Origin of the sequence: Acinetobacter sp. AL9 (assembly GCF_041464035.1) — a bacterium.
Lineage (GTDB): Bacteria > Pseudomonadota > Gammaproteobacteria > Pseudomonadales > Moraxellaceae > Acinetobacter > Acinetobacter towneri.
This window is the reverse complement of sequence record NZ_JAYFSK010000010.1, coordinates 58,890-70,569: the sequence shown is the minus strand read 5'-3', so window position 1 is coordinate 70,569 and position 11,680 is coordinate 58,890. Positions and strand designations below refer to the sequence as shown.

Genomic DNA, 11,680 nt, shown 5'->3' with positions numbered 1-11,680 from the left:
CAGTATTTTTCTTAATAGTGACTATAGTACAAGTATTTAAAACGACATTTCGTGTCGTTCATATGGTTTACTCCAGTCGCTTATATCCTCGTGCTGAACCACGAGGTTTTACGCTCCAGTGGATAAATTTCCGCTTTTAAAAGCAAACTGGCATAATCAACAGGTTTTTATCTATCTCCCACCTGTTGATCTCATGCAATCTCTTTGGCTGATTTTCCAATTACTCTGCTGTTTATGTCTAGGCTTTGTACTGGCAAAACGCCTTCCTCGAATAATCGAAAAAATTGCGTTTCAACTGCTTCCATATTTTAGCTATATCCTGCTAATTGCAATTGCGATGGAATTTTCACAAACGCTCGGTTCACTACAGCAGCCATCGCATATTCTATCTACAGCTTTACAGATTGCATTTGCTACATCAATTGGTGCTTTTCTGTGTTGTTATTTGCTTTACAAAGGTTTGGGGCTGCAAGCAACGCAAGGCAAAGTTTCATTACAGTTGTTGATTCAATCCTGCATCAACATCAGTTATGCCTTTTTTGCACTTTTGGCAGGCTACGTGCTGCATCTACTTTTTAGTGCTATGGATTTCCAAGTTCAGATCAACACTTGGTATTTACTGTTGCTGTTTATGTGGATGATTGGACTCGATCTCGCTTATTCGCCTTTAGATCGTTCTTGGCTGAATTGGAAAATTTTAATGGTGCCCGTAGGCTGTATTTTCGGTTCAGTTGCAGGGGTACTACTTTGCGCACTTTGGCTCCCCATCGCTCTACAAGATTTGCTTATGCTCTCACAAGGTTATGGATTTTATTCCATGAGCGGGATTGTGGTGTCGGAACTTCGCAATGCCGAATTGGGTAGTATTGCGTTAATGAATGATTTATTCAGAGAGATTTTTGCGATATTGCTGATGTATATTTTGGGATGGCGTTATCCACGTGCTGCAATTTCTGCCGCAGGCGCAACTGCCATGGACGTCACTTTGCCCATGGTAAAACAAGCCTGTGGCAACGATTTTATTCCACATGCCATGGTCAGTGGATTTGTATTGTCAATCCTTGCACCCATTGCTGTAAGTGTATTGGCTGCTATTTAAAAAGAATCAACAATTGTCCTCTCTCCCTCTGGGAGAGAGTTGGAGAGAGGGTTTGCGCTCTATTTAGGCGAGAGTTAGAGAGAGGGCTTATCTCCCTTTTAGAGAGTCAGCGATAGTAAAATTAAAGCGTCGCTAAAATATCTTTCAAAGTCTGACGTGGATTTTCAGATTTTGTAATTGGACGACCAATCACCAAATGCGTAGAACCATCCAGCATAGCTTGTTTGGGAGTCACAATACGTTTTTGATCATCGGCATTTGAGCCTTCAGGACGAATCCCTGGAGTTACTAAGGCAAAATCCTGCCCTAAGATTTCACGCAACATTTTGGCTTCTTGCGCAGAACACACCACACCATCTAAACCACTTTCTTGAGTGAGTTTAGCTAAACGCTGAACTTGCTCAAAAGGCTCAATATCTAAACCTAAATCTTTTAAATCTTCACGCCCCATAGAGGTTAGTACAGTCACTGCAATCAGTTGAGTCTGATAATTCCCTGCTTTTAAACGCTCCACACAGGTTTCCATCATTTTACGACCACCTGAGGCATGCACGTTGACCATCCATACGCCTAAATCTGCTGCAGCACATACAGCCTGAGCCGTTGTATTTGGAATATCGTGAAATTTCAAATCTAGAAAAACCTCAAAACCTTTGTCATGCAAGGCTTTCACGACTGCAGGACCTTCATGGGTAAATAACTCTTTACCAACTTTTACTCGACATAATGCAGGGTCTAATTGTTCTGCAATGGTTAAGGCGTCATATTGGCTTTTAGCATCGAGGGCAACAATGATACTCAAGAGAATTACCTATGGATTTGACAAAGAGTCGCTATTATAAAGTGATTCGTGCCAAGCAGATAGTCAAAAAGACAGCTTATCCCCCATCGCAGCGATAATCAGCCATTCGTCAAAGACACACATAAAAAACACCCCAAGATAACCTTGAGGTGTTGATGATCAATTCGCTCAACAGAGCAAATTAAAGTGCATTAGAAGAACGATCTTCAGTATGCACATCTAATACCGTTTTTTCATGACGAGTATGCGCAGCAGCTTCAGCAGCAGCCAGTTGAGCTGCATGAATTTGCTCTTTGCGTAGGTATTCAATATCTTTACGTAGTCGCTTAATTTCCCAACTATTTTGGAATACACGGAAAACCTGCACGCCCAACAATAACCCTAGCACCAAACCAAGTGCCAATGTAATCAGTAGCAATAGACCCAAACGCATTGCAGGCACTTGAGTAAATAACAGGTCAACTGAAAGTTCAGTGCCGTTTTGCAAAACCAATGCCAGAGAATATCCAAATAGAATAACTAAAATAGCGACTAGAACGTAACGCATAAACACCCCTAGGAATTTTATTTATTTACAGACTCGTTTACTGCATCACGTAGTGCTTTACCCGGTTTAAAGTGCGGTACAGCTTTAGCCGCAACTTCTACAGACTTACCTGTTTTTGGGTTACGACCTACACGTGGTTCACGGTGATGCAATGCAAAACTACCGAATCCACGAATTTCAATTCGGTTATCTGCCGATAGTGATGCAATCATTTGATCAATCATGATCTTCACAGCTTCTTCCACCAATGGCTCAGCCAAATGTGGATTTTTCAAAGCAATTCGTTCTATCAAGTCAGACTTATTAAGTGCTTCAGTAGTCATCTGCGACCTCTTTAATTATCAAGCTACTTTTACCTAAACTGATAATAACCTGTTTAAATACAAAACGGTAGCGTAATAATTGAATACTACGCTACCGTTTACAGTATTTGTGTAAAAAGTATGTGCTAATTTACATTAACCATACAGTTTACCCGCAACTTAGTTGCCCATTTGAGCTTTGATCAAGTCACCAATTGTCTTAGGACCATTGTCTTGACCGCTAGTTGCAGTTTTCAAGTTAGCAACAGCTTCTTTCTCTTCAGCTTCGTCTTTCGCTTTGATAGACAAGTTGATAGAGCGAGATTTACGGTCTACGTTGATGATTTTCGCTTCAACTTCTTGACCAACTTCCAAGAACTTAGTTGCATCTTCAACGCGATCACGGTTGATTTCAGATGCTTTAAGTGTTGCTTCAACTTCGTCAGCTAACTTAACAGTTGCGCCACGAGCATCAACAGCAGTTACAGTACCTTTAACCAAAGCACCACGTTCGTTAGCAGCTAAGAAATCGTTGAATGGATCGCTGTTCAATTGCTTGATACCAAGGCTGATACGGTTGCCTTCAGCGTCTACAGAAAGGATAACCGCTTCAACAGTGTCACCTTTCTTGTAACGACGAATAGCTTCTTCGCCTTGCTCGTTCCAAGAAATGTCAGACAAGTGAACTAGGCCATCGATACCGCCTGGTAAACCGATGAAGATACCGAAGTCAGTGATTGACTTGATTGTACCTGAAACTTTTTCACCTTTGTCGTGGTTCTTAGCAAACTCTTCCCATGGGTTAGCACGAGTTTGTTTGATACCAAGAGAAATACGACGACGCTCTTCGTCCACTTCAAGAACCATAACGTCAACTTCGTCACCAATCTGAACAACTTTAGATGGGTGAATGTTTTTGTTAGTGTGGTCCATTTCTGAAACGTGTACTAAACCTTCAACGCCTTCAGCGATTTCTGCGAAACAGCCGTAGTCAGTTAAGTTTGTTACGCGAGCTTTAACGATAGAACCTTTAGGATAACGGCTCATGATCGCTAACCATGGATCTTCGCCTAATTGCTTAAGACCTAAAGATACGCGGTTACGCTCTTTGTCAAATTTAAGTACTTTAACAGTAACTTCTTGACCCACTTCAACCACTTCTGATGGATGCTTGATACGTTTCCAAGCCATGTCAGTGATGTGAAGAAGACCGTCAATACCGCCAAGGTCAACGAATGCACCGTAGTCAGTAAGGTTCTTAATCGTACCAGTAACAGTTTGACCTTCTTCAAGCTGAGCAAGAAGCGCTTCACGGTCAGCTGAAGATTCAGCTTCCATAACTGCACGACGAGATACAACAACGTTGTTACGTTTAGCATCAAGTTTGATAACTTTGAACTCTAACTCTTTACCTTCAAGGTGAGTTGTGTCACGGATAGGACGAGTGTCTACCAAAGAACCTGGTAAGAACGCACGAACTGGACCGATGTCTACAGTGAAACCGCCTTTAACTTTACCAGAGATAACACCAGTAACGATTTCGCCGTCTTCAAAGATTTTTTCAAGTTTAGTCCAAGTTTCAGCACGTTTCGCTTTTTCACGTGATAAAACAGTTTGGCCCATACCGTTGTCAAGTGCTTCAACAACAACATCAACGGTGTCACCAACTTGAACTTCAAGTTCGCGTTGTTCGTTTAAGAATTCAGCGCGGTCAACAACGCCTTCTGATTTAAGGCCAGTATCAACTGTTACCCAGTCAGAGTCGATGCTTACTACAACGCCTTGGATGACAGCACCCTTTTCAACGTTGAGGTTTAATTCGCTTTCTTCAAAGAGGGCTGCAAAAGATTCGGTCATGATATACCTGATAAAGTCAGCGGTCTTGGATCAGACAAGGCCGGTTTAGTTAAGCGTCTACATAGTCCGTATAGAACTGATCAAGCTATGCGTTCGCTGAATAGGTTTATTTCACGCGGTTAAGCGCGGCAAATAGCAAGCTTCTGATCGACATAAGCCGTCATTAATGCAAACACTTCATCAATGTTCAACTCAGAACTATCAATGATGTAAGCATCTTCTGCGGGCTTGAGCGGAGCAACTGTGCGCTCCATGTCTCGTTTGTCGCGAGCCTGTATATTCGCTAAAATGTCGCTTATTTTAGCATCCAGCCCCATACCCTGCAACTGTTTTACACGTCTTTGTGCACGTGACTCTGCCGAAGCAGTTAAATAAATTTTAGCCTGCGCATTTGGGAAAATACTGGTCGCCATATCGCGTCCATCTGCAACCAAGCCCGGTGCTTGGGCAAAGGCATGCTGACGTGCAAGTAATGCTGTGCGCAATTCAGGTACTGCCGCAACTTTTGAGGCATATTCCCCCACACGTTCGGTACGTATGGTTTGCGTGACATCTTCACCATCAAGCAACACTTGTGTGCCATCTGGCTGGGTCACAAATTGAATATTGAGCTGTGTTGCAATGGCAACGCATTGACTTAGTTCAGTATCAAGTTGATCTAGCAAATTCTGCTTATGTAACGCCAAACCCAACAAACGATACAACGCACCAGAGTCGAGCAAATGAAACTGATAATGTGCTGCCAATTTTGCCGCGAGTGTGCCTTTACCTGAACCGCTAGGGCCATCAATGGTAATAATTTGAACCGTCATGCTGTTTCCGAAATGATTAGAGAGATTTTGCGAGTTTGGATAAACCAATTTTAATTGCAGTTTTCAACTGCGCAAGAATAGCTTTGCTCACAAACGGAACTCGCGCTTGTAGCTCAATGCTATACGTGACCAAGGTTTTGTGATCTGCCACTTGCTGAAATTCAATTGTACCCAAATGATGTTTGATCAATGGATTTTTAATGATTTTATATTCAATCCGCTGATTCGGTTCAAGCACGGTAATTTGCTCTTGCAAAGGTTTAATTGGCCCAATCCCCATACGACGCACCGAACCTACACCATCTGGACGTTCAGGGTCAGCAGAGTCTTTAATGCGCACCACTTGCATTGGTGCAAATGCAATATTATAAGTTGCATGTTTAGAAAGTAATTCAAATACTTGCGCAACTGGCGCATTAAATTCTTTTTTAATTTGAATAGCGTGCATGGTTTGCCCTGATGATGAATGCTATGTTGTGTTTGATTTAGTTTAACGCAAATCAAGCCTAAAACTCAGAACTGGTTTTGATCATGGAGGTCATTTATCAACTATTGCTGCTTTTGTTGTTTCTTTTGCGCACGGCGCATCTTAAAAAAATCACTCAACTGGGCTGAACATTGCTGCTCTAAACAACCTGATTGATACTCAAAAATATGATTGTAATAGCCTGACTCTAAAAGCTTTCTAGCACTGATCAATGAGCCGGCTTTGGGTTCAGTTGCTCCAAATACCACACGTTTGATTCGCGCATGAATGAGCGCACCCACACACATGGTACAAGGCTCCAGTGTGACATAAAGCGTGGCATCTTCAGGTAAACGATAATTTTGAATATGATCACATGCTGCACGGATTGCCACAATTTCGGCATGTGCGGTTGCGTCGTGTAAGGAAATAGGCGCGTTATAACCCGCGCCAATCACTTGATTTTGACTAACGATGACAGCCCCCACAGGAATTTCCCCCTGTGCTGCAGCCAAAGCAGCCTGCGCATAGGCAAGCTGCATCCAGTCTTCATCACTATAGTTCTGTTCTGACATTTAAATATGAGTAAAAATCAATACGAATTAAATAATCTCGTATTGTTTCAATAACTCATTCCAGCTTTCAATGCTCGTCACAGGTGGATTGTCTGCAAAAATGGTTTTGAGCTGCACTGGCCCATTTTGCTGCCAAGCTGGTGCAAGGTCTTTATCGACCAAACGTGCGCGCACACCTTCGACAAAATCTGCGTGGCGAATTTTCCAGTCTGAAATTTGCGTTTCCAGTTCAAACACTTCATTCCAAGCGTGAACCTTCTTACCCCATTGCCATAGTAACCACGTTAAAGCTGCTGTGGTTGGTGAACCTTTTTGCAAGTTTTCACTGGCTTGACGTAACCAATCGCTACGTGCATCGCTTAGACCAATGATGGATTCATAATCACTTTCAAAACTCACACCACGGCACACGCTTTGAATCACATCCAAAGAATTCTGTAGCGGCCCAGGCCCTACAGGACGGTGCATGCTGTTCAAGGTATCATCAATGGCACGGAAGTCACCTGCAGGGTAATGATTCCAGTCAATATTAATGACTTTTTCTAATACAGAAGCGCGTTGTGCATCACAAATATGGGTTGCCCAACCAATACCATACGCACCTGCAGCAGTCATAATTGAACCCGTTAAACCTGTGAACAAGCCAATCGCACCACGGTCAGCCAAGAAACGAGTTGCCCCTACATCTGGGTATAAACCAATGTTAATTTCTGGCATAGCTAAACGTGAATACGGTGTCACCAAACGGAATGGTGCAGCCATAAATAGACCTAAGCCACCACCCATGACATAACCTTCACCCCACACTAAAACAGGCTTGGCATAGTTATGTAGCAACAAGTCCAACGCATATTCTTGCTCAAAGAATTTATTGGCAGTTGCAACCTCATCATTAATGACAAGCTGACGTAATTTACGCACATCACCGCCTGCACAAAATGCTTTTGGTGTGGTCGAATCTAGCCAAATTGCTTTTACGCTATCATCGGTATGAAAGTCTTCAAATACTGCCAATAATGCAGAAACAATAGATTCATCTAAAGCATGCAAAGATTTTGGGCGATTCAAACGTACAATGCGCCAACCGTTATTTGCTTCTTCGACAATTAAATCCGGATGATATTCTTTAGAAATGGGAGAATGTGTCATGCGTCCAGCTGCCAGTCTATAGGCTCAATGCCATTTTGTTTAAGATAATTATTTGATTTTGAAAATACTTTACATCCAAAAAAACCACCGCGGTTTGCTGCCAATGGGGATGGATGCGCTGCCTTCAAAATCAGATGTTTATTTGGATCTATACGTTGTCCTTTACGTTGTGCATACGCGCCCCACAAAATAAACACAATATGCTCACGTTGTTGATTTAACACATCAATCACATGATCTGTAAAATCTTCCCAACCCTGCTTTTGGTGCGAGGTTGGTTGTCCTGCTTCTACCGTTAACACGCTGTTGAGCAGCAATACCCCTTGCTCTGCCCAATGCGTTAAATCACCGTGTCTTGGAATAGGCACACCTAAATCTGTATGTAACTCATGGAAAATATTACGCAAAGATGGTGGCAATGCAACCCCTCTTTGTACAGAAAAACTAAGTCCATGTGCCTGATTAGGTCCATGATAAGGGTCTTGCCCAATAATCACGACTTTCACCTGATTTAAAGGCGTGGTATTTAAAGCATTAAATATCAGTGAACTTGGTGGATAAATCACCTTATTCTGTTGTTTTTCCTGCAACAAAAAATCGCGTAGCGCATCCATTTGTGGACTCAATAAAAATTCAGCTAGATTGTATTTCCAACTCTCATCTAACTGAACTTTATTTAAGCTCGCATATTGCTGCTCAGTAAAAGACATACCGCTATCAATCCTTGTTGATGTCTAATGATGTGATTTAAAGTTTAACTTGTAACTCGACATTCGGGTTTTGGAATGTCATCCCCTGTTTTAATTTTTCATACATTTGTGGGTCTGACCATTCTGTCTGTACTTGCTCAGAGAAATGAATTTGATCCAGACTTAGCAATCCCATCTGCGCATTTTCAATATCTTCCAAAAAGCTTTGTGCATAGCCTGTATCAGTTTCATGTACAATCACAGAATAGACCTCTACATCACCTTCCCCATTTTGTGTGATGGTTGATGCCAAAACTTGTTGTGCCAAATAAAAGAAAATACGTGAAAACTGCTCTGCTGATGGCGATACTGGTAAAGATACCCAACGTGCGCTGAACGTTTTGCAGGCTTGAATATATGCAGGGTCATCCTGCTCCCAAAAACAAATGGCATGATCGAAGGCATCAAATAATTCTTTGATTACACCTTTAAGCAAACCAAAGTCATACACCATTTGTCCATGATCAAGTTTTGAAGCTTTCAGTAATAATTCTACTTTATAGCTATGACCATGAATCGAGCGCTTACAGCGGTCTGAAGTGCAATTACGCACAATATGCGCATTTTCAAACTTAAATAACTTTCGAATTAACATGGGTCTTAACGTCATCAAAATATTTGGGGGATATTCTTTTTAATTATAATGCAAAACGTGAACAATAAGCCAATTTTAGCCCGCAGATTGCCAGACAAAAATCGTAATGATCAGTTTCAGTACAGATATGCAATGCATTTGCATCCGAATAACAGCAACTAAGTCAAGGTTAATGCTAATACTTAAAATGGCGCCAAACTTCGCCCACTGACATTGACAGATTTTTCGCTACGCACCAAATCACTGCTAAATTGACGTTTGCGCTCGCCCAATACCACTTCAATTTTGGCTTTAAAATAATGGGATTGCACACCCAATAAACTTGTAAATTCATTGCGTATCGCGCTATCGACAGCTTGAAAGCCATCTAACTCCCACAAAGCGTTTACATTGCTAAAGTGTTCCAAATTGGCATTACGACGATCAAGTAGATTTTGCACTACAACCACATCCAGTTTTTCATCTAAGCTCGCCAAAACCAAAGCAGGTGCGGTATTAATATTGATAGTGGTATCCCGTTTTGGCAAGGCACTCACATAAGGCGCAATTTGCTGATACTTCGTACCTTCAAAACCACGGACTTGTTTTAATTCTTCTGCGCTGTGAAATAAGCTATTGGGCGGTAAATAAGGAATTGCTAAACCTTGGTAATAACTCGACTCTGCACCCATTGCACCACTCGGCTCATCATCTGCATCTTGCCAGTCAATCACGGCTTCACTTAATTGCGCAGGTAGCCCAACACGCTGCAACAGCTTTTCAAAATATTTTTTTGCTTTTTCGTTCACTTGATCTTCGGTTGTCAGCAAACTATTTAAATTAAATTTCCCCGACTCATCTTGCAATACGCCCGATACATAACCATCTTCGACTGGAAATGGCGGCATCGGTTTTGCCCAGTTCTCTTGTAAATGATCAACTTGACCAGCATTTTCAGCATCATCTTGCAGTAATTCTGCAAAAAATACTTCGGCACTTTTGGCATATAACAATGCCTGATTTTGACGCATCAAATACGCGGTATTTTCACTGGTGTACATTTGCCGCTTGGCAATGGTCGCTGCCAAAATCGTGGCTAAAGCAACCAACATCAAAATCGTAATCAAGGCGATGCCTTGTTGTGATTTGATGATGCTACCTAAGCGCTGAGTCGATTTCGAATACATTGCCATTGTGCCTTTAATTGTCTTTCTTCTTTAAAAAATCAGTCTGCAATAAGCTAAATATCCATTCATATTGCACGTCACGCACGGTTAAATTTATTTTTATTCCTTTCGGAAGCAGTCTTAATTGTTCAGTTTGTTGCGAATCGACACTACTTTCAGGCCAACTACTTAATTCATTTGGATTCAATACCATAATCTCAAAGGCTTCGACTTCATCCAACATCACGCTCGACTCGGGCTGATCATTGCCCGTTTGATGCAAATTACGATATTTTAAACGATACAATTTTTTTTCATCGGCACGATATTGATATTCTACGCGCTCATGGGGTGAAATACCCTGCTGCAAGGGATCGGTCACACCAGTTTTACTGAAATTAAAACGTCCATTTTGTAAAACCAAAGCAGGTTGTTGCTGCCCTTTGACATTGGCCGTTAATGGAACAGCCTGCATCGTGTCACGTAATATTTGTTGATAGCTTTCTTGCAACTGCTCTAAATTGGCTTCATGCATCGCATTGCGATCTTTGACTTTGGCGAGATAATCAAATACTTTCCAACCCAAAGCAGACAGCACTGCAAAAATTGCAATAGCGACTAGCAACTCAACTAAAGTGAAGCCTTTCTTTGTACTCATGATTGCTGCTCACGGGCATTAAAAAACACCAAAGAAGTCACTCCTGCTTCAACTTGCCCCGTGTCTTGATTATATAAACTGATTTGAAGATCAACACGTTGCACATTCGGGCTAATGGTCGGTTGTGTGGACTTGTCAATTTGCCATGTTTCGCCCTGTTGTGTCACTTGCTTTGACTCTGTTCCACTTAACCATTGCCGATTCATTTCCATCAATGCCACTTCATTCAAAGCCACAAATTGTGCTTTGGTTCTTAAAATTGCATTGGCGGTGGATTGGGTATATTGCATCGCCACTTTGGTCATTGCCATAGCTGCTGTTGCAAAAATTGCCAAAGCCACCATAACTTCAAGTAGTGTAAATCCTTTAGCTTTCATGGATTTTTCCTAAATGATCGACCTCTATTTCCGCACCTACAGGACGCTGTTCTAAATAGAACTGAATACGCACAGGTTTGGCTTCACCATTGCCCAGCCAAATCAGTGCGGGTGCATTACCTTGCAGCAACTCACTATTGTTAGCATTCGGATAGCTTTGTTCTAAAGATAAAATTTGGATAGAAACTTGTTCAGGCAACGTTCTGCTTTTAAATTCGCCATAGTTTTGCCATTTTTGATTATTTTGCAGGCTTAATTGTTGTTCTGTGGCATAAGGCTGATATTCCAACACATCATAACGCGCAGCTGAAACATCGGTTGCTTGATGCAAATTGAGTGCAAAAATACGCGCTTGATCATTGGCTTCACGATTCAGTTTACGCAAATCCAATAAAAACACTTCCCGCGCCTGCATGGCTTTACGCTGATCAACACCACCGATATTCATTAAAACCAGCGATGCCATAATCGCCATAATGACTATCACCACCATCAATTCAATGAGCGTAAAACCGCGAACCGAAGATAGTGGTGTGTTCATAGCGTA

The 11,680-nt window shown here is 41.8% G+C and carries 15 protein-coding genes; 1 reads left to right on the top strand and 14 read right to left on the bottom strand.

What is annotated here, in order from left to right; genetic code table 11:
* Positions 1-193 precede the first annotated feature (193 nt).
* Positions 194-1,099, top strand: a complete 906-nt coding sequence (locus ACEO2X_RS04075) for a lysine exporter LysO family protein (protein ID WP_004976767.1) — start codon at positions 194-196, stop codon at positions 1,097-1,099.
* Between the two features lie 121 nt (positions 1,100-1,220).
* Here ACEO2X_RS04075 and pyrF read toward each other — a convergent pair whose 3' ends face one another.
* The 14 genes from pyrF to ACEO2X_RS04005 all read right to left on the bottom strand — a co-directional run bounded on the left by pyrF (position 1,221) and on the right by ACEO2X_RS04005 (position 11,674).
* A complete protein-coding gene (gene pyrF, locus ACEO2X_RS04070) occupies positions 1,221-1,901 on the bottom strand; it encodes an orotidine-5'-phosphate decarboxylase (RefSeq protein WP_019836519.1) in 681 nt (226 codons plus the stop codon).
* A gap of 181 nt (positions 1,902-2,082) precedes the next feature.
* On the bottom strand, positions 2,083-2,448 hold the full coding sequence (locus ACEO2X_RS04065) for a lipopolysaccharide assembly protein LapA domain-containing protein (RefSeq protein WP_004976771.1): 366 nt from the start codon (positions 2,446-2,448) through the stop codon (positions 2,083-2,085).
* A 17-nt stretch (positions 2,449-2,465) separates the two neighbouring features.
* Complete coding sequence (locus ACEO2X_RS04060; protein ID WP_004976773.1) at positions 2,466-2,771, bottom strand: integration host factor subunit beta; 306 nt, start codon at positions 2,769-2,771, stop codon at positions 2,466-2,468.
* A 159-nt stretch (positions 2,772-2,930) separates the two neighbouring features.
* Positions 2,931-4,607, bottom strand: a complete 1,677-nt coding sequence (rpsA, locus tag ACEO2X_RS04055; RefSeq protein WP_004976774.1) for a 30S ribosomal protein S1 — start codon at positions 4,605-4,607, stop codon at positions 2,931-2,933.
* 119 nt (positions 4,608-4,726) lie between these two features.
* The gene (gene cmk, locus ACEO2X_RS04050; RefSeq protein WP_180079685.1) at positions 4,727-5,419 is read right to left on the bottom strand and encodes a (d)CMP kinase; all 693 of its coding nucleotides are present in this window, start codon (positions 5,417-5,419) and stop codon (positions 4,727-4,729) included.
* A 16-nt stretch (positions 5,420-5,435) separates the two neighbouring features.
* Positions 5,436-5,867, bottom strand: coding sequence for an SRPBCC family protein (locus ACEO2X_RS04045; protein WP_019836521.1), 432 nt, complete (start codon positions 5,865-5,867; stop codon positions 5,436-5,438).
* Between the two features lie 101 nt (positions 5,868-5,968).
* Positions 5,969-6,460, bottom strand: a complete 492-nt coding sequence (tadA, locus tag ACEO2X_RS04040; RefSeq protein WP_004976782.1) for a tRNA adenosine(34) deaminase TadA — start codon at positions 6,458-6,460, stop codon at positions 5,969-5,971.
* Between the two features lie 27 nt (positions 6,461-6,487).
* Entirely contained in the window at positions 6,488-7,609 is a 1,122-nt protein-coding gene (locus ACEO2X_RS04035) for an enoyl-CoA hydratase/isomerase family protein (protein WP_004976784.1), read from the bottom strand.
* Positions 7,606-8,319, bottom strand: a complete 714-nt coding sequence (gene ung / locus ACEO2X_RS04030) for a uracil-DNA glycosylase (RefSeq protein WP_004976786.1) — start codon at positions 8,317-8,319, stop codon at positions 7,606-7,608. The genes ACEO2X_RS04035 and ung overlap by 4 nt, the downstream gene beginning before the upstream one ends.
* 37 nt (positions 8,320-8,356) lie before the next feature.
* Complete coding sequence (locus ACEO2X_RS04025) at positions 8,357-8,953, bottom strand: 6-carboxytetrahydropterin synthase (protein ID WP_104851897.1); 597 nt, start codon at positions 8,951-8,953, stop codon at positions 8,357-8,359.
* Between the two features lie 182 nt (positions 8,954-9,135).
* Positions 9,136-10,119 (bottom strand): type II secretion system minor pseudopilin GspK, encoded by a 984-nt coding sequence (gene gspK, locus ACEO2X_RS04020; protein WP_371971112.1) that lies wholly within the window; start codon positions 10,117-10,119, stop codon positions 9,136-9,138.
* Positions 10,120-10,132: 13 nt separating this feature from the next.
* Positions 10,133-10,756 carry a type II secretion system minor pseudopilin GspJ gene (gene gspJ / locus ACEO2X_RS04015; RefSeq protein WP_004976791.1) on the bottom strand — a complete coding sequence of 208 codons (624 nt, stop codon included), beginning with the start codon at positions 10,754-10,756 and terminating at the stop codon, positions 10,133-10,135.
* Positions 10,753-11,133 carry a type II secretion system minor pseudopilin GspI gene (gspI, locus tag ACEO2X_RS04010; protein WP_004976793.1) on the bottom strand — a complete coding sequence of 127 codons (381 nt, stop codon included), beginning with the start codon at positions 11,131-11,133 and terminating at the stop codon, positions 10,753-10,755. The genes gspJ and gspI overlap by 4 nt, the downstream gene beginning before the upstream one ends.
* Entirely contained in the window at positions 11,123-11,674 is a 552-nt protein-coding gene (locus ACEO2X_RS04005) for a prepilin-type N-terminal cleavage/methylation domain-containing protein (RefSeq protein WP_004976794.1), read from the bottom strand. The genes gspI and ACEO2X_RS04005 overlap by 11 nt, the downstream gene beginning before the upstream one ends.
* Between the last annotated feature and the right edge of the window lie 6 nt (positions 11,675-11,680).